The sequence below is a fragment of the Desulforapulum autotrophicum HRM2 genome (assembly GCF_000020365.1).
Lineage (GTDB): Bacteria > Desulfobacterota > Desulfobacteria > Desulfobacterales > Desulfobacteraceae > Desulforapulum > Desulforapulum autotrophicum.
The window spans coordinates 4362750-4382266 of record NC_012108.1; the positions used below are offsets into that span (position 1 = coordinate 4362750).

Sequence of the window (19517 nt, forward strand, 5' to 3'; positions counted from 1 at the left end):
TGTCGCTGTAACACCTGAAAGTTGCATTTTGCTGCGCCATTTTATACTCTCTTCTTGACAAAAAGCAGGGTCATGTCATAAGCAGGAGCTTATAAAAGAGGGGGAAACCTTGATAAACGACAAAAAAACAATTACTCACTTTTTTGCCATACTTCTGATCTTCGTATCCGTTCTGGCCGGCAGCATCAGCCTGATATACTTTTTAGAAGCAAAGGATCATTTAAAGCGTTTAAAACTCGAAGAGCAAATGAACCTGAAATTGCAACTGGCTTTAACTTCAAAGAATTTCGAAACCATAATTTCAGACCTTTTATTTTTGTCAGAGCAAAACGAACTGCTTGATCTCATAAAATTCAACGATAAAACATATAAGGTCCTGGTATCAAATGAATATTTAACCATGGCCCGCACGAAAAAAACTTACGATCAAATTCGATACCTGGATAATACGGGCATGGAAATCGTGCGGGTCAACTTTAACAATGGAAACCCTGAAATTGTTAAAGACCCTGATCTGCAGTTCAAAGGAGACCGATACTATTTCAAGGAAACGTTCATGCTTGATGCCAATGGGATATTTGTATCCCCGCTGGATTTAAACATCGAACACGGCAGCATTGAAACGCCCCTGAAACCAATTATTCGTTTCGGCATCCCCGTATTCAATGAAAATCAGCAGAAATGCGGCGTCATCCTGATCAACTACCTTGCCGGTAAAATGCTTGCAACCATTGGGGAAACGGCTAGATTATCACCGGGCAAAACCATGTTGATCAACCCCGAGGGTTTCTGGCTCCTCAGTCCGGACAAAGATGAAGAATGGGGCTTTATGATAAAAGGCAGACAGGATAAAAATTTTTCTAAAAAATTTCCCGAAGAATGGAATAAAATTGCATCTTCAAAAAGTTACCAGACAAATGACAGAAACGGCCTGTTTACTTCTGCAACCATCTACCCGTTAAGGCAAGAAGAGATTCATGGGCTGGGTCCCACTTCCGCCACAGACCCTGTTGTCGACGAAAACCGGGTGGATGTTAAATCTTTGAAATATTATTGGAAACTTGTATCATACATCCCCAGGCATGATCTGAATTCCGGAATGAGAAGCCTTTTTTTAAAACTCCTGTTTATGGCAATTGCACTGCTTCCCGTTACCACAATTCCATCATGGCTGATTGCCAAAGCAATCATACGACGAAAATCATACTTGATTGAACTCTACCGTTCAGCAAACTATGACAAATTGACCGACCTGCCAAACCGGGCAATGTTCATGGACAGATTCAACGAGATATTCAAACAATCCAGACGATACAAGAGAAAACTTGCCCTGCTGTTCATCGATCTTGACGGTTTTAAATCGGTAAATGATACCTTGGGGCATGATGCGGGTGACGAACTGCTGATTGAGGTCGCAAAAAGGCTCAAGGGATGTGTAAGGGACTCCGATGTCGTGGCACGGCTGGGTGGAGATGAATTCACGGTCATATTCAGCACGATAACCTCCCTGGATGATCCAAAACTGGGGGCACAAAAAATCCTTCAGAACCTAGCTGCACCCTTCAGCATCAAAGGCCATGATACCCGCATCAGCGCAAGCATCGGGATGAGTATTTATCCGGATCATGGAAATGATATCGAGGTGTTACTGAAAAAAGCGGATAACGCCATGTACCTGGCAAAAGAGGCAGGTAAAAACAATTATAAACTGAGCCCGGTTTAAGCCGGGTAGTAACCGCTTTTTTCAGCACCTTTGTCTGATTCAGCCTTCAATGAGTTCTTTGATGGCCGCAAGGTCTGCCAGGGCTTTTTCCTGGGATACATCCTCCCATCCACCTTCCCGGACCCGGGTCAACTCCTTCAGGTACCGGCCTAGGGACTGGATGTATCGGGTAGCACCCCCAAGCCCGGTGGTGGGCTTTCCCTTGAGTTCACCACTCTCCCTGCGGATTTCCTGCATTTCCTGAAAGGCTTTGTTGATTGACTTTTCACCCGAGTTAACACCTTCCCTGATGTCGTCCGTTCCAAGTTCCAGAACCTTGCGGGCCTTGTCCACCTTGTCGGCACTGACCCCCAGCTCCTTTGCCCGGATCTCATTAATTGCCTTTCGGGTCATCTTGCGGGCATCCCCTTCCTTGTTCTTTCCAGGTGCCCCATGGATGGTATCAAGCATTTCAAGACATCTTAAGATATCATCATCTGACATATTTCTGCGGTTACGCTGGATATAAAAGCTGTAAAGCACAGCATCGTCTTCATCGTCAAATTTTTTAAACAGCACCGGCACTTGTGTAAGTCCGATTGCTTTGGCCGCAGCAAACCGGGTATGGCCGTCCACCACAACATTTTTTCCTTCCCATGCCACAATGGGAAAAACCGGGTCAAACCCATTGGTTTCCATATCCTGCTTAATGGACGCAAGGGTTTCCGTTCCAATCGGAAAAATTGATGCAAACGGGTCCTGAACATTCAGCTCAGAAATATTGATAAGATCATTTTTCATATTCACCATTATATCCTTTATAACCGACATGGCCGGAGCATGGTATCTGCCCTGGCCACAACGAAATTGGAAACTTCTCCACCGGTGATGCACCGGTGAAAAGATTATATAATTTTTTATTCTGTCAAGTAAAACAAAAGGATCGTTTATACCCTATCCCATGGCCAAAGCGCAATCCCTATTTGACATCTGCAAAATCCTTAACAAATAGGAACAACAGCGCAAATGGTTTTTTTTGAATTAATGCGTGTCACAAGGCAGAATGAACAGGGGCTGCTTAACGATTTGAATACACCCGAACATTCCCAGATGGTGTTCATACATTGCTGGCTTTGACGTCCAAAATCAAATCCCGGTATTTTTCCTTTGTCATTTTCGACATCACCAAACAGAACCGGACGGAGGAGGCGTTCAGGGCGAATGAGAAAAGATATCAGTCCCTACCGGTTTTTTTTTGACAAGAAGCAAGTTCTTATCCTAAAAACTGTGTTTATCATGTATTATGCCCTGGAAGACAATGGAATAATTTTTTTTAGGAGGAATACGTGAAAGAAGCAGAAACATTTCGTTTAGAACTGAGCCCGGATTTCAGCCGGGATCTACCGATCCTCAAACTCCGCGGCAGTGAACATAAAATTGCTTCATTTGTGATGCTGGGAGATGTGGAACTCAACAAAAAGTGTGCCGCCCTTCTGGTGGAAAAAATGAAGGAGAAAAACCTTCTGGAAAAATTTGATTATCTGGTGACCCTGGAGGCCAAGGGAATTACATTGACCCACGAGGTTGCAGATATTCTCAACTTTCCCCGTTTCGTTGTGATCCGGAAAACGCCCAAAAAATATATGCAGCGGCCGTTGATGGTGCCGTCGGAGTCCATTACCAGCGGTAAGGATCAGACCATCGTTCTGGACGGCCTGGATATTGACCGACTCAGGGGGAAAAAGGTCTGCCTTGTGGAAGATGTGATTGCCACAGGAGGGTCTGTGGAGGCGGCCTGTGACCTGCTCAATGCCATTGGTGCACAAGTCACGGTGATTGCCGCTGTTCTGCTGAAAGGAAAATTTGAAGATCCCCGCCTGCTCTACCTGGCTGCGCCGGAAATGTAACCGCCACCCAGAAAAAAATAAAGGGAGTCATGGAAGACACCATGACTCCCTCTGGTTATTCACTGGGATGCTCTATTTGCTCATTTCCCGCTCATAGGTTTCCAGCACTTCTTTTCCACTGTCACCCGCCATTTTTATATAAATATCTTTCACAGGCTTCATGATGGCTTTAAACTCGGCCACGGCATCAGCAGAAAGCACTGTAACCGTGGTGCCCTTGTGTGCCCTGATCTTTTCTTCGTTTTCCTTGTCAATTTTAAGCTCGGCTTCCAGCTGATAGGGCAGGATTTCGTGGGCCGTTTTGATGACAATATCCCTATAGTCGGCAGGCAGACCGGAAAGCATGGCTTTGTTCATGAAAAAGATCGTGGCCAGGTAGGCGTGATTACTCTCGACAATATACTTCTGGACTTCATAGAATTTCATTTCACCAATGGCCCAGAACGGATTCTCTTCACCGTCCACGGTCCCAAGCTGCAATGCCGTATACACCTCATGATAATTGATGGGGACGGGAGTTGCACCCAGCAGCTTATAGCTTTCCACGATCAAGGGTGATGCCATGGTGCGAATTTTCTGCCCTTTGAAATCAGCGGGCACGTTGATGGGTTTATTTGAAGTAAACTGTTTGGGTGCATGGGGAAGAACAGCCAACAGTTCAATATCTTTTTCTGAGAAGTCCTTGTTCAGTACGTTGATAGCCGGACCGTTAACGATTCTGGCCATTTCATGGATATCCCCGGGGAATAAAAACGGAATCGTAAAGATCTGCACCTCGGGAACGATGGTTGCCACGTGCCCTGCCGGGAGCATGGCCATTGAGATGGCACCACTTTGAACCATCTGGGCCTGGTCCGCAGCCGCGCCCAGCTCCGAATTCGGATGAATCACGATCTCGATATCACCATTGGTTCTTTCTGAAATAAGCTCGGCAAATTTCAATGCTGCCAGATGGGTGGATACATTGGTGGGTTCTGTATGCCCCAGGGTAAATGTATGTTTGGCTTTGGCAAAGGTTGTACCGCAGACGCCAAAGGTGAGACTGAGGCAGACGGCAAGGATCCGGGTCAAATTCATTTTTTTCATCGTTAACACTTCCTTTCTTTTAACAGTTGATTGATTAAAAAAAAACACGCACTGCCTTATCCCCAGGGATTTCAAAGCAGTAATCTGGGTAAAAAAGTAACCATCTCGGGAAATACCGTCAGTACCAGCAGAACAATTATGCCGCAGATGACAAAGGGTCCCACCCCCTTGACCACCGTATTGAACGGCAACCTGAAAATAGCGCAGGCAGTAAACAGATCAACCCCAAAGGGCGGGGTCGCAGAACCGATGGCCGCATTCAGGGTGATCAAGACCCCCAGGTGAACAGGGTCGATGCCCAGCGCCTTTATAACCGGCAAAAACAACGGCGTAATCACAACAACGGCGGAAATAGGGTTAAAAAACATCAACGCAATAAAAAAGGTGACGTTGATCAGGAGCAGCAAAGCCAGGGGTGACGAATTCAGACCGATGATAAAGGTAGATACCGTCAGGGGAATCCTTGATATGGTCAACAGCCATACCATGGCTTCAGCCCCGCCGATGAGGACGAACACCAGTGCCGTGGTGGTCCCGGATTTTAAAGCAATCGCCCCCATATCTTTTATTGTTATGGAACGGAAAACAAATGTTTCCATGATGAAACTATATCCCACAGCAACGGCCGCCGCTTCCGTTGGACTGAATGTCCCTGAATAAATCCCCCCGATAATAATCAAGGTAAAGCCCAGCGGGCCAATGGCCTCAATGGTTGCCTGCTTCAGGTTACCGAAAGTGGGCTTTTGATTTTTTGGAATATTATTTTTTTTTGCCCAATACCAGGAATAGACCATGAATGCCAACCCCAGGAGTAAACCGGGAATAATCCCTGCAATAAACAGGCTTGAAATTGACGTCCCTGTGACCACGCCATAGACGATTAACATGATACTTGGCGGAATCAATTGGGAAACGTCACTTGCATTTACGATCAGGGCCGTGGCAAAAGAACGGGAATACCCCCGTTTGATAAGGGTGGGGTACATATTTGACCCAATGGCAGCCACCGTGGCCTGGGTTGATCCGGAAACCGCACCAAAAATAAGGGATGCCAATATGGTTGTATGGGCAAGTCCACCCGTAAGGTGCCCCACAAGCACCTCGGCAAACCGGGTAAGCCGTTTAGCCATTTCTCCTTTGAGCATGATATCCGCCGCCAGTATGAACAGTGGTACTGCAGTAAGGGGAAAAGGGCTGATGCCTCCAATCATTCGCTGTACAAGGGTAAAGATGGGAATATGACTTTGAAAAAAGGCCAGGGCCGTGACAGACGGAACCATCATGACCATGAACATGGGAAACCCCAGGATCAGCAGAACAACCAGTGATGCGACTAAATACGATGCCATGGGAAACTCCTTTTCAACCTATTCCGGTTTTTCCAACCCGTAATAGATGCCTTTATGGGTCAGGTTTTTAAAAAAACCACCCACATAGTAGATGCCGGTCAAAAAGAACCCCACGGGTGTTGCAGCATACATATACCAGATGGGAATTCTAAGGGCAGGGGTAACCTGCCCCCGGGTGAAAACACTTTGGGTAAGTTGGAAAGAATAGATGGCCAATAAAAGACAAAAACATCCAGTGAACAGACAGATCCCGGTTATCAGTTTTTTTCTTTTCTCCATTGAAATGGTATCGAGCACGGCAGACATCAATATGTGGTTTCCTTGTCTGGCGCACAATGCCATACCGCAGAAAGTCAGCCAGACAACGGTGAATTGGGCTATCTCTTCACCCCCGACCATGACAATGTTCAGGTGTCTGCAAAGCACTGAGGCTAAAAGAATCACAGCCATGATGAGCATACACGATGAAACGATTGTCTTTTCAATTTGAAAAAGCCCAGCATCAATTAAGCTAAAGAGTTTCATATTTCCTTTATTACTTTTGTTTAAACAAAAAAAACAAGTATCCTTTTTTCTCCACACATTGCAAGTTTTTTATACAAAAACAAAAAAATTTCAATAATGTTCTATCCGGTTTCTACCCGCAACAAACAGAACTCAACTTTCGGAGTTAAACCTTGGTGGACGAAGCCGGGCTTTTTTTATTGAACCTTATTATAATGAAATTATTGTTAAACCAGAGAAAAAGGCAATAAGGAAAGCCTGACCCCATATACTACCGATTTTTTTTAACAAGAAGCAGGTTCCTATCCTAGGATTTTAATTGTATTATACGCTATGGCTTGTTAATCTGGTTTTTCCTTGGCCCGCAAAACGATTACTTTTGCCGGGAATTGTTAATTCAAGCTAAAAAAGAGTCGAATGAAAAATATTCTGATTATCGGTGCAACAGGACAGATAGGCTCCGAACTGACCATGGAATTAAGAAGGCGCTATGGCAACGACCACGTGGTTGCCGGATACAGGAACAGTAAGCCTTCGGATGCCCTGGCAGACTCAGGCCCCCTTGAAAGAGTGGACATTACAAACGCTCAACGGCTCAACGAAATTGTCAAACGACATGGGATTGATACCATTTACAACCTGGCGGCACTGTTATCAGCCATTGCGGAAGACAGACCCCAAGCCGCATGGCATATAGGCATAAACGGGCTCTACAATGTATTGGAAACCGCCCGGGAAAATGGATGTGCAGTATTTTTTCCAAGTTCCATCGGTTCCTTTGGCCCGTCAACCCCACGGGTGAACACCCCCCAGGAGACCATTCAACGCCCCACGACCATGTACGGGGTAACCAAGGTCACAGGGGAATTATTGAGCGATTATTATCACAGACGATTTGGTTTAGACACACGGGGCGTGCGTTACCCTGGAATTATCTCATCCGTGACCCTGCCCGGTGGTGGAACAACGGACTATGCCGTTGAAATCTTCTACGCGGCCATCAAACACAAAAAGTTTGTCTGTCCTTTACCCAGGGGTGCTTTCCTGGACATGATGTACATGCCCGATGCGTTAAACTGTGCCATTGATTTAATGGAAGCCGACCCTTCAAAACTGATTCACAGAAATGCGTTTAACGTTTCCGCCATGAGTTTTGATCCTGAAATTCTGGCAGCTGAAATAAAACGACACATGCCTGACTTTGAGATGACCTACAATATTGATCCAAAAAAACAGGCCATTGCGGCCTCATGGCCAAACAACATGGATGATTCAGCGGCCCGTTCAGAGTGGGGATGGAAGCCTGAATACAACTTTAAAGAGATGGTCTCGGATATGATGGAAAAGGTCAGCGCCAAGCTGGCGATAGCCTATAAATAGATTACCGGCCTCATTTACGCCTTATTTTAAGGCTAATCATTATCCAGCACATCCCTCAATTTATCAGCCAGATCTTGTTTTGAGAATGGTTTGTTAATAAAATGTACGCCTTCCTCCAGCACACCATGGTGTGCAATCACATTGGCGGTATAGCCTGACATGAAAAGGCATTTCAAATTCGGATACACCTGTAAAACTTTTTCAGCCAATTCCCACCCATTCATCTGGGGCATAACAACATCGGTCATGAGTAAATGAATCTTGAAGTCTGCATTCTGGCTCATACGAATTGCCTCATGGGGTGAAGAAGCACCTAGGACTTTGTAACCCAGGCGTTCGAGCATCGCCGATGTCATCTCAAGGATTGCTCGTTCATCCTCCACCAGCAGGATGGTTTCAGTACCGGAAAAAACGGCTATATCACCATTTTTTGTTGTTTTACTGGTTGCAGATGTTTTATGGGGAGGAAGGTAGATCTTAAATGTCGTCCCCATATCTAATTCACTGTAAACATATATGAAACCATCGTTCTGCTTGACAATGCCGTAGACCGTCGCGAGCCCGAGCCCGATTCCCCGGCCAGGACCTTTTGTTGTAAAAAAAGGTTCAAAAAGTTTATCAAGGGTTGCCCTGTCCATTCCAGTACCATTGTCACTGACGGTTAACAAGACATAATCGCCGGGAATAAAACCCACATGTTCCCTGGTATAAGCCTCATCTAAGGTAATGTTATCAGTCTCTATGGTTATTTTGCCGACACTTTTGATTGCATCCCGTGCATTGATGCATAAATTAGCCAATATCTGGTCAATCTGGGAGGGATCCATCTTGACCCATGACAAATTTTTCGCTGGCACCCATTTGATCGAAATATCCTCACCAATCAAACGGTGCAGCATTTTAAGCATCTCCGCTATGACATCATTAAGATTGAGCACCTTGGGATCAACGGTCTGTTTGCGTGCAAAGGCCAACAATTGTCGGGTTAAATTAGTGGAACGTTCAGAAGCTTTAAATATTTCTTTGATTCCTGGGAAAAAAGGATTTGATGGATCCATGTCTTCCAGAATTATTTCCGAATGGCCAAGGATGATACTGAGCATATTGTTGAAGTCGTGGGCCACGCCACCTGCAAGCCTGCCGATGGCTTCCATTTTCTGTGCCTGGATCAACTGTGCCTGGAGCATTTGACGCTCTTGTTCGGCTTGCTTACGTTCTGTTATTTCGCCGATCAAGCGTGCAGACACGTGGAGTCTACGTTTGGCCAGATCAATAATGTATGGCGGTCTTGATTCATAGCGGTTGGCGTGTTCTAAAAGGTCTTCAACGCTGACACCGTACTTTTCGGCCAAACCCTGGAGTTTTGCAGGATCCCGCGGAGGATCGCCATAGCCGACGTTGATCGAGCCAACAACTTCCTCACCGACAAATATAGGCAATGCATAGACGCGAAGACCGCCTTCGCATTCAATATCGACCGGTTTTCCGGTTTCCATGGCCTTTTTTGAGGCTTTACCCCAGCGGGATTCATGGCAGCACCATTGACCGCAGCGGAACGCCTCTTGATTGTCATTGGTGTTGCACAGCCGGCGTGACGCCTCGTCAATGAATCGGCACCAATCCGACACAAAAAGGCCAAGGGCGTAATCCCCATTTTTCTCATACACCGCTGTGAAGGTATCAAGCAGGTCAAGATAGTCGCCGGCAATATCGGACAGCAAAGTCTGACCCACAGCGTCAAGAATGACACGACAGGTATTGAACTGGGTCAGGTCACCAGAAGCAGAATCAAATTCTGTTCTGCCATTAAATCCTGCTCCACTTTTCGGGACACTTCGGGTCAGCATCCATTCAATGCGACGGAGGGACTCCTCAGCCTGCTTTTGGTCAGTGATATCCCGGGTTATCGTGGTGTAATTCATAACTTTTCCTGTTTCTGGATCCTGGGTCCGAAACAAATCACAAAGAACAGGGATCGCCTTGCCGGTCTTGAAATGTCGAAATCGAGATTCCCCGGCCCAGCGTCCAGTTAATCCCAGAGAGTGGCGGATGGTCTGCTTGAAAAACGGCAAATCCTCGGGAAAAAACCAGTCATCAATTTTTGTCGTTCTGGCAGCTTCGTCACCGTCAAGACCAATCATTTTCTGTCCGGCCGGATTGATGTAAATGATGTTCAAATCAATCTCTGCCACACCTATGAAGTCTTGGCTTCGTTTGATGATACCTGCCAGGAGCATATTCTCGTTCTCAATTTTTCTTCGACGGGTTATATCTTGAAAAATACAATGGGTGCACCGGAAATAGCCCTGGTCATTCCGTTGAATTTTCCCGTTAAAAGAGACAAGTATGGTTGCCCCGTCTTTTTTAACCATTTCAAATTCAACCCCAAGGATTTCACCAATGGCCTTGAACCTGGGAAAATTTTCCTTAAAATGGTTCGTCATGTCCCTGGCAAGAAAATCCCCGAAATTTTTACCTATCACTTCACCGCGTGAATATCCAAGCACCTCTAAAAAAGATGCGTTCACATCAATGATATTTCCATTCTCATCCAGGGACTGGTATGGCATGGGTGCATTCATGAAAAAGCGTTTAAACCTTTCCTCACTCTGTTTCAGCGCTTCGTTGGATTTTATTGCTTCAAGCAACTTTTGCTCTAACGCTTCATATGTGGGTTTGGAAGTCATAAAATCATTTCTCTCTTTTGCATGTTCAACAATTCCAATTTACTGCCCCTGGATTGCACTGTCACAGCATCACCCCACAGCCATGATTTACGCCTGATTTGAATGGCCATCCTTTAACAAGGTCTCAATGTTTTCAACGAATGACCCACCAAAAGGTTATTAAGTGTTCCTTTTTTCTGGCGATCGGAATTAAATAACCCTAAATACCCTATAAAAAATAATTCTACAAGACAAAGCAATCGTAAAAAAAATAATCGGATTTTAAATGCAATGCCCAGTGATTTTAACTATTGACAATGGTTTCATTTAAAACGATATTTTGCAGCACTGTAAATGAACCAAAAGGCAAGCAATTTCGTTCAAGTTATAAAATTTGCGGCCTAGGATAGGAGACGAATAAATATGCGTGACTTTGCACTGGAAAAGTACTTCTCAAAATGGGAATTCACCGCAAAATATCATATGACGGCTTCGGACATTGAGAGCATGTCTCTCTCCGAGCTTTTAGCCATGTCATCTTCCAAAGACCGCATCCGCTTTGAACAATTGTGGCTGGGGTACACAGAAACCTATGGCCACCCGGACCTTCGCTCAGAAATTGCAAAGACCTATGAAACGGCAATGCCTTCGGACATCCTGTGTTTTGCCGGTGCTGAAGAAGGGGTCTACATCGCCATGCGTGTGCTTCTAAACAGGGAGGACCATGCCATTGTGACCGTGCCCAATTATCAGGCAGCAGAAACCATTCCCCTTGATATCTGCGAGGTGTCAGGGGTTGCCCTTGATGAGGACAAAAACTGGACATTGGATATTGACAGGGTCAAACAGGCAATTAGACCTAATACAAAACTTATCTCCATAAATTTTCCCAACAACCCCACGGGGGCTGTTCTTGACAAGGAGCGCTTCCAGGCGTTGGTCTCCCTTTGCCGTGAACGGGGAATTTACCTGTTCAGTGATGAAGTGTACCGACTGGTTGAACGGGACGCGTCAATTCGACTGCCCCAGGTGGCTGACGTATACGAAAAAGGCCTCTCCCTGAATGTAATGTCTAAAGCATATGGTTTGCCGGGCCTTAGAATCGGCTGGATCATGACCAGGGATGCCGCTCTTTTGAAAAAGATGGAATGCTACAAGCATTATCTATCCATCTGCAACTCTGCCCCCAGCGAGATTCTTGCAATCATCGCACTTAAAGCCAAGGACAAAATCCTTGAACACAATCGCGCGTTAGTAAACCATAATGCTGAAAAACTGGGTGCTTTTTTCAACGAGTTTCCAGAACAATTCCAGTGGCAGCGACCCGATGGCGGATGTGTCGGGTTCCCACGGTATTTAGGCCCCAAAGATACCAATCAATTTTGTGAGGATCTTGTGGAGAAGACGGGCATTCTGCTTTTGCCGCCTGGAATATACCATTCCGAACTGATCAAAACACCCCAGGACAGGTTTCGCATCGGGTTTGGCCGTAAAAACATTGAACAGGGATTAAACGTTTTCCGTGATTATTTATTATCCTGATAAAAAGGTTCCTAGGACCGCAGATTTTATAACCGGCAGGGCCGGAGCATGATATCTGCCCTGGCCCCAACAAACGATGAAATTCGAATCTTTACAGCAGAGGCGACCGGGGAAAGGTTTTCCCCATCCCATGCTGATTTACACCATCTCACTAAAACACTGATTCAGAAATTCGTAATACCGGATGCCGAACTCCAGGGTGGTCCTCTTCCACGGATCAAGTTCATGGGAGGACAATTGCTCCCGGATGCCCTTCAACGCGATGACATGGGCCCTGAGTTCTTCGGTGTAGGCTTCTAACTGCTCCATTCTCTTTTCTTCTTCCAGATGATCAAAAAAGAAAACCTTGAGCAATGCCTCGTCCCGGATACGTCCGATCTCCGGCTTAACCGCCAACCACTCCTGGAATGCCTTTTTCCCCTCATCCGTAAGGGTATACACCTTGTTCAGCTTCCCGTTCTTGATTTCCTGGCTGACCCTGACCCGGCCCTCCTTTTCCAGTTTTTTATATTTGGGATAGATGCTGCTGAACCCGGTATTGAAAAAATAGTGGGTGCTTTTCTCCATATATTTTTTCACCTCATAACCGGTCTTGGCGCCGTCCATAAGAAAGCCCAGCAGCATCATTTCAACCATATCGACCTCTATTTTTCCTGCATCTTGAGTGGAACCAGGGAGGTTCCCCGCCGTTCAGCGGTAATGGCCATGAGTTCCTGGCCGCTGGCAGGCGGTGGCACCTGGAGCACTTTTGGTTTTTCTTCCAGCCGGATCGCGTCCACAGGACAGGTGGTGACGCAAAGCCCACACCCAATGCACCTGGCATGGTCCACCACGGCTGCATCCCCGATCTCAATGGCATTCATCTGGCACCGATCCAGGCAGGTTTCACAGGCCGTACATTCTTCCGGATCAACCACGGCCCAATAGCGGTTGTGTACAAGCTCTCCCGGATTGGGCAGCATGTTCAGGGCCCGAAGCACCCCACAGCAGTCGCCGCAACAGTTGCACATCCCTCCGGGGTTCACCATGTTGGCTGGCTGGTTGACCAGTCCTGCCGCCTCACATTTATCCAGAATGGCACAGGCCTCCTCCTGATCAATGTAGCGGGCGATCTTGTTCTCCACGTAATAATCAGCATGGGAGCCAAAGAGCAGACAGACCTCCTTAGGCTTGTCGCACCCCTTTTCAAGCAATCCCCGCTGGGTCCGGCAGATGCAGTTGGCCACTGCAATCTTATCCTTTGCGTGGATGATGGCCTTGGCATCCTCATAGGCTGCCACCTTGTTGGTTATATCCACTGATTTTCCCACGGGAATGGTCCTCAGGGGTGGTACATTGTTACCCATGCCCGAGAGAAAGGCTTCTTCCATATAGGCGTTGGTCAACTCTGCAAGTTCCTTGTCCATCCGCCCCAGTTGGAACTCGTAGGAGCCAATGACAAAAGGTATGGCGGAATACCGTCTGGTACCGTTCTTGGTGTGGCGGAAAAGCAGTCCCCGCTTTGCCATGTCTTCTAATTTTTCCACCATGGCTTCAGGAGAACGTCCAGTCCTTGCCGCAAAAGCATCGGGCGCCTCCAGGAGCATGGAGAGATCCAGATAAATCTCAGCATCCTCTTCAGTATAGAGTTTCTCCAGAATTTTCAGTTCCACCCCGGACTCACTGGCCGGAAATCCCGTGGAGTACTGATCCATCTGCTCGCGGAGTCGATGATAAACTTCTGTTGCCATGCCCTCTCCTTATTTTCATATGGTTATATATCAAAACGATATATAACCAACTATAAAAATCTCCCGGCGGTGTCAACTTCTTTTTAACTGTTTATCGCATATAGAAGCGATCCACTACCATTCCATGCTTGACATATCAACCATAGTTCAGATAGTACCTAACAATCAAACCCAAGCCAGCTAATCCTTTACAAATCGGAGAGTTCAATGGACGCACCAGTACTTTTTCAGATTGAAGACCAGGTAGCAGTGATTACCCTGAACCGCCCGGAAAAACGCAATTCAATCAATCAGGCCCTGCTGACAGGACTATACGATGCCATTGAAGAGATAGAAGATTCAAAATCCATCCGGGCAGCCGTAATTACAGGAAACGGAAAATCCTTCTGTTCTGGAATCGACCTTTCAGCCCTTGACACGGAAAATCTGTTCGACCCCAGGGGCGATGGAAAAGATATGCCGGAAATATTTTCAAGTTGCACAAAACCATTAATCGGTGCCATAAACGGCCACGCCATCACCGGCGGGTTTGAGATCGCTTTGAACTGCGATTTTCTTATCGCTTCGGAAAATGCTTCGTTTGCCGACACCCATGCCAAGGTTGGAATCCATCCGGGTTGGGGAATGACCCAGTTGCTTCAGCAGGCTGTCGGGCAACGACGGGCACGGCAAATGTCATTTGGCTGTGAATTTATCACCGCAGCAACTGCACTTCAATGGGGCCTTGTTAACGAGGTTGTTTATCCCTCAATGCTCATGTCCAGGGCCATGCAGATTGCCAGGGGCATCTGCAATGTTGACGCCGGGTATCTTCAAATGATGAAAAACCTTATTGAGGCACAAAACAGTAACACCTTTGAAAAAGCACTTGCAATGGAGAGAAAAGGATTTAAAGCGTTTGTTGCTCACCAGATGAAGTTAAAACCTTAGGCAGGTGGGCACCCCAAACAGTTTACAAACGAGTGCGAGGAGTCGGTCCTATTGGTGTTTTTCTGGACATGGCATTAAAAACATTGAATCAACCCTGGCCCCATGTGCCTTAAGAGATCGTTTTTTTAGACAGACGATATTCATCCAGAATCCTTCGTACTTCTTTTGTCATGACGGATTTAATGACAGGCTTCATCAAAAAGCCCTTGACTCCGATTGTTTTGGAAAGGTCGTCATTCATCTTTTCACTGAAACCACTGCAGATGATGACCGGGATATCCGGTCGAATGGCAAGAATTTTTACGGCAAGCTGTTCCCCACTCATATTGGGCATGGACATGTCCGTAATGACCAGGTCAAAAGAGTCAATGTCCGCTTTAAATGCTTGTAAGGCATCGACACTGCTGCTTCTCTCAGAAACTTTATACCCAAGGCGTTCAAGCATCTGTTTTTGAAACCTCAAAATGGGGGCCTCATCATCAACCAGCAGTATCTTTTCAGTGCCACCCTGAAAATTTTTTGTTTCCTGGCCGGATTCTGACTGGGACCCCATTTTTATCAGCGGTAGATAAACATTAAAGGTTGTCCCTTTACCAACCTCACTTGAAAAATCAATATAACCCCTGCATTCCTTGACAATCCCGTACAATATGGAGAGGCCAAGCCCGGTTCCTTTATGCTTTTCCTTGGTCGTGAAATAAGGTTCAAAAATTTTATCCCGGCATGACAGTGGAATGCCACAACCGTTATCGGTTATGGACATCAGAACATATTTCCCTGGCCAAAAACTTACACCTGTCCTTTCATTCCCCTCCAGGATGATCTCTTGAACCTTGATCTCTATTTTTCCGCCGATTTCTTCCATGGCGTGATAGGCATTGGTTGTAAGGTTCATTAATATTTGATGGATATGAGTAGGATCAGCTTTAATTAATCCACAGTCTGTTTGAATATTCTCTACAATCTCGATGGATTTAGGAATTGAAGATCTGATCAATTTTAATGTCTCTTTGACAATTGACTGCACCTTCAACGGTCGCATCTCATCGCTTCCCTGACGGGAAAAGGTCAGGATTTGCTTTACCAGTTCCTTGGCCCGCATACTTGCAGTAAGAATCTCATCAAGGCTGCTTTGAAGTAATTCGTCTTCAGAATTCTCCTCCAGTAAAATTTGTGTATAACCGATAATGGGACTGAGAATATTATTAAAGTCATGGGCGATACCTCCGGCAAGAAGCCCGATGGCTTCCATTTTCTGGGCCTGATAGAGTTTCTTTTCCATTTGTTTTATTTCAGTAACATCCCTGAATACATGCAGAATGGAAACAGATCCGTCATCATTAACAAGCGTGTTGGTGGAAACATCAAAGGATCGATTGTCCAGGGGGCTGATAATATTGATTTGCCGGGATTCCGTTAATTTATTTTTTCCATAGTCGCACCAGGAGCATTGTGTATCAAAACCATGAATCGCTTTAAAACATTTTTCACCCCTGGCATCATATCCTATTCTACGGATCATATGTGAATTCAAATATTCAATGACAAACGCCTGGGAAACTATACATATGGGATATTCCATGGTGTCCATTATCGTTTGATACCGCGCTCTACTTTTTCTTATTCTATCTTCGTTTTGCTTGCGTTCTGTGATATCCGCTAAACAAAAAAGGACTTTCCTGGCACCACTAATCACGAGACGCGATGTGGAAATAAGAAAGACCATGGATACAGACTCACCGTTCAGTTGAAATGTCAGTTGCCCCTCTTCCCTCGTATGGTTCGTTCCGGTCTTAAAAGTATCTGAAATAAGAGAGTCTATTGGATATTCGACACACTCAAAATCGCAGTCACTACCTGTGCCAGAAATATTCAGACAGCAAAAAACGTCTCCAACCAGAAGACCCACTACATCCTCTTTGGTTTTTCCGATAAATTCAAAGCCCTTATAATTTACATCCTCAACACGCCCTTCGCCATTTAACAGGAAAAGGATATTCGGTGTACTGTTGAAAATGGTTTCAAGGCTGTCGACAGAATCCCTTAGTTGCCTTTGATTCTTTCTATGACTGCGGATATCGGCAAGGGCAGATACCAGCGCAAGAAATAGAACCATGAAGACAGATCCAAGAGGCCAGAATAAGGATTTATTCTTTTCATAGAAGGTTTCTGGTTTATTTAGAACAACACTTTGTTCTGGAAGCAGCGCCATTGGAATCTTCTGGCGTCCAAGCTCACCATGGTCAAAGACATATCTGCCTGCATTTTTCGACACAACCTTTATATCCCCAACGGGCTTCCCGTTCAAAATCTCAACGGCTATCTTTCCTGCAGTGTTCCCCTGTTTAAAGTGGCTGATGACTTTTCCACCCAATACTCCCTCCCCTATTCCGTGAAACCATAGATGATATAAAGGAAAGGAACCCCTCTTTTTGATGAGTGCAAGACTGTCATTAAATTGCAAACAGACGTTGTTTTTGTCACGATAGGCAGAAAGCAGCAGGACACTGCTGTCTGGATCAAGACCCTCTATTTTTTCTTCAAACTCCTGCCAGGACAAATTTTCAAGGGATACATGTGAAAAAGAAAGGTTTTTAAATTTTTTTCCCAATTGGTAGAATGTGCTTAAATCGCTTTGCCCGCTCGTGGTGCCATCCACTATCGCAATAATCTTCTTTGACCGAGGCTTAAGACTCTCCATCAGCTGTATCGTCTCCATCATGGAGACGGTTTCAACAACGCCGGTTATATTAGGATTTTCATCTTGTTTTCTCGCTAATTCAAGATTGTTCACCCCGAAAAAAACCATGGGCAGCCCCTTAAACAAATCATTCTGTTCCTTAATGACAAACAAAAGGGCATTGTCATCTCCAGCAATGACGACATCGTATCGAGGAAGAATTGAAAGTTTACGGGATAGCGTTTCTCTGAAGAAACGAATGCTGGCTTGATCAGGAAATCTTTTTGTATCCATGAACTCAACATCCAACAAAATATTTTTCCCGGCAAATGCATCTTTGAGCCCATTGACCTGTTCAAAAAATGTTGGGAAACCAGGATGATAGGAATTGATAAACAAGACTTTTCCATGGACATCAGCCTGTGCGCAATTCAAACAAAAGAACACGATGGAAATTAATATCATTCCCGCAATTTTTAAACACCCAGGCAGAGAGGCGTTTTTAATTCTACAAATGAAAACAGTCATATGCACATCCATTTGAAAGACATTATACAGGCAAGATTGTAAGTAGTGGCTGACCGAAAACCTGAGGTTGGGCGGTTCGAATAGGAGCTGAGCTCACAAAATTGTCCATATTCAAGGCGCAAAGAATTCTGAAACCAGAGCGTACCACTGTACGTGAGGATTTCGGAATTTTGCAGCAGCGCCGCAGATGGGTGAGTTTCCGTTCAAACACTAAGTATGAATATCACTTATAGGTATCAGTATTCACACAACTTGTCACGATAAAACGGCAGGGGAGTAAGCTTTAATCCGTCGGTAGGGTCATGGAAATTTTAAAATTTGCCAGACCAACGCCGAATTTTTGTCTGGTTTCAAGGCGCGTCAATGGGAGCATATTGAATTAAAATATGTGACCATTAAGGTAACGAAGAAGACGGCTTAAAAGACACGCCATGTGGGAGGCTTTATTTTGATCATGGGCCTAACGCAGAAAACAGGTAAAAAGACAAGTGGGATGGTTCATTGATGCTCAAATATGCCGCACTCCAGGCTGATCGGAGTGCAAAGGGGTCACATGGTCTGCCAGGGTATATATTTTTTTTATCCGGTCCAGAAAATCACCGCTGTACAAGCCGCAGGAAGAACTTAAAATAAAACAGCCTCCGGGTGTCATGGCCTTTAACATATCTGTGAATTCTAAAACCATTTCTTCAGAAAGCTCAGTTGCCAGAAGCGGTGCATCAATCCCAGCCATGATAACATGGTTGGGACCCATGAGGTCCCTCAGCTCCGGGAGATTATTGATACTGTGCTGCACTGCGGCAAGGCCGTCAATCTGCCAGGAACGAATAAGTTTTGTTAATTGCTTGATTTTGCCACAGGAATGTAAAAAAACAGGCAGTCCAGCGTTATGAATGTTATTGACAGATTCCCTGTAAAATCTTGTACACAGCATTTCAATATCTTTAGGCGAGATCATGGGGCCCTGATCTGCTGCAAGATCATCTGTGAGGATGATGCCCTGTACGCCCATGTCAAGACATTGAGAAATGAGATCAAGAATTCTTGTTTGTTCCTTTTCATAGGCTTTGATGATCTGACTGCGGTCCCGGGCCCAGCCCATGAGGACATTCATCAGCCCCATACTGTTGACCAGTTCCTGGAATGGCCCGTCAACCACGGCGGCAATAAACCGGCCGCCGATTTGGACAGCTTTTTTAAGATCGGCACATTCAAAGTAGCGATACCCCAGAGACGGTTTGCTAATGGTGTTATCCGTGACAGGAAGGCAGACCATCTCCTGCCCCAGCCGGTCGGCCATGGAAAAATGATTTTCAAGGCTATCTGTAAATCCGGCCTGTTTCAGAAGATCGGTTCCAAGCCAGACTTCTCCTTTTGGAACAGGAAACAAAGGGATATTATTTAATGTGGCGTTTATTTTGCCCGGAGCATCTTCTTCAAAGTTTTTTTCCATGTCTCATGAAAATCCTATTGCAAGTAAATTTAAAACATAACAATAGCAGATTTAAGCAGC

Annotated in this window: 14 protein-coding genes; 5 read left to right on the forward strand and 9 right to left on the reverse strand. The window is 45.5% G+C overall.

Going from position 1 to position 19517, the window contains the following annotated elements:
- Positions 1 to 109 precede the first annotated feature (109 nt).
- Positions 110 to 1723, forward strand: a complete 1614-nt coding sequence (locus HRM2_RS19140) for a diguanylate cyclase domain-containing protein (RefSeq protein WP_015905680.1) — start codon at positions 110 to 112, stop codon at positions 1721 to 1723.
- A 39-nt stretch (positions 1724 to 1762) separates the two neighbouring features.
- Here the strand turns inward: HRM2_RS19140 and HRM2_RS19145 are convergent, their stop codons facing one another.
- Positions 1763 to 2503 (reverse strand): ParB/RepB/Spo0J family partition protein, encoded by a 741-nt coding sequence (locus tag HRM2_RS19145; protein WP_232364081.1) that lies wholly within the window; start codon positions 2501 to 2503, stop codon positions 1763 to 1765.
- Between the two features lie 545 nt (positions 2504 to 3048).
- On the opposite strand from HRM2_RS19145, the gene HRM2_RS19150 reads away from it, so the two are divergent.
- Complete coding sequence (locus HRM2_RS19150; RefSeq protein WP_015905683.1) at positions 3049 to 3609, forward strand: phosphoribosyltransferase family protein; 561 nt, start codon at positions 3049 to 3051, stop codon at positions 3607 to 3609.
- Positions 3610 to 3681: 72 nt separating this feature from the next.
- On the opposite strand, the gene HRM2_RS19155 is transcribed toward HRM2_RS19150, so the two are convergent.
- The 3 genes from HRM2_RS19155 to HRM2_RS19165 form a co-directional block, all read right to left on the reverse strand.
- Complete coding sequence (locus tag HRM2_RS19155; RefSeq protein ID WP_015905684.1) at positions 3682 to 4695, reverse strand: TRAP transporter substrate-binding protein; 1014 nt, start codon at positions 4693 to 4695, stop codon at positions 3682 to 3684.
- Positions 4696 to 4766: 71 nt separating this feature from the next.
- On the reverse strand, positions 4767 to 6044 hold the full coding sequence (locus HRM2_RS19160; RefSeq protein ID WP_015905685.1) for a TRAP transporter large permease: 1278 nt from the start codon (positions 6042 to 6044) through the stop codon (positions 4767 to 4769).
- 18 nt (positions 6045 to 6062) lie between these two features.
- The gene (locus HRM2_RS19165) at positions 6063 to 6569 is read right to left on the reverse strand and encodes a TRAP transporter small permease (protein WP_015905686.1); all 507 of its coding nucleotides are present in this window, start codon (positions 6567 to 6569) and stop codon (positions 6063 to 6065) included.
- Positions 6570 to 6965: 396 nt separating this feature from the next.
- Between HRM2_RS19165 and HRM2_RS19170 the strand changes: the two genes are divergently transcribed.
- Complete coding sequence (locus tag HRM2_RS19170; RefSeq protein ID WP_015905688.1) at positions 6966 to 7928, forward strand: NAD-dependent epimerase/dehydratase family protein; 963 nt, start codon at positions 6966 to 6968, stop codon at positions 7926 to 7928.
- Between the two features lie 32 nt (positions 7929 to 7960).
- Here the strand turns inward: HRM2_RS19170 and HRM2_RS25520 are convergent, their stop codons facing one another.
- Positions 7961 to 10615 (reverse strand): PAS domain S-box protein, encoded by a 2655-nt coding sequence (locus HRM2_RS25520; protein WP_015905689.1) that lies wholly within the window; start codon positions 10613 to 10615, stop codon positions 7961 to 7963.
- 402 nt (positions 10616 to 11017) lie between these two features.
- Here HRM2_RS25520 and HRM2_RS19180 point away from each other — a divergent pair, with 402 nt between their 5' ends.
- The gene (locus HRM2_RS19180) at positions 11018 to 12136 is read left to right on the forward strand and encodes an aminotransferase class I/II-fold pyridoxal phosphate-dependent enzyme (RefSeq protein WP_015905690.1); all 1119 of its coding nucleotides are present in this window, start codon (positions 11018 to 11020) and stop codon (positions 12134 to 12136) included.
- Between the two features lie 138 nt (positions 12137 to 12274).
- Here the strand turns inward: HRM2_RS19180 and HRM2_RS19185 are convergent, their stop codons facing one another.
- Positions 12275 to 12772: a PadR family transcriptional regulator gene (locus tag HRM2_RS19185; protein WP_015905691.1), complete on the reverse strand. Its 498-nt coding sequence runs from the start codon at positions 12770 to 12772 to the stop codon at positions 12275 to 12277.
- A gap of 8 nt (positions 12773 to 12780) precedes the next feature.
- Positions 12781 to 13866, reverse strand: a complete 1086-nt coding sequence (locus HRM2_RS19190) for a 4Fe-4S binding protein (RefSeq protein ID WP_015905692.1) — start codon at positions 13864 to 13866, stop codon at positions 12781 to 12783.
- Between the two features lie 207 nt (positions 13867 to 14073).
- Between HRM2_RS19190 and HRM2_RS19195 the strand changes: the two genes are divergently transcribed.
- Positions 14074 to 14796: an enoyl-CoA hydratase gene (locus tag HRM2_RS19195; RefSeq protein ID WP_015905693.1), complete on the forward strand. Its 723-nt coding sequence runs from the start codon at positions 14074 to 14076 to the stop codon at positions 14794 to 14796.
- A gap of 109 nt (positions 14797 to 14905) precedes the next feature.
- Here HRM2_RS19195 and HRM2_RS25525 read toward each other — a convergent pair whose 3' ends face one another.
- Together HRM2_RS25525 and HRM2_RS19205 are read right to left on the reverse strand one after the other, a co-directional pair.
- Positions 14906 to 17770, reverse strand: a complete 2865-nt coding sequence (locus HRM2_RS25525; RefSeq protein WP_187149283.1) for a hybrid sensor histidine kinase/response regulator — start codon at positions 17768 to 17770, stop codon at positions 14906 to 14908.
- A 742-nt stretch (positions 17771 to 18512) separates the two neighbouring features.
- The gene (locus tag HRM2_RS19205) at positions 18513 to 19457 is read right to left on the reverse strand and encodes a uroporphyrinogen decarboxylase family protein (protein WP_015905695.1); all 945 of its coding nucleotides are present in this window, start codon (positions 19455 to 19457) and stop codon (positions 18513 to 18515) included.
- Positions 19458 to 19517 lie beyond the last annotated feature (60 nt).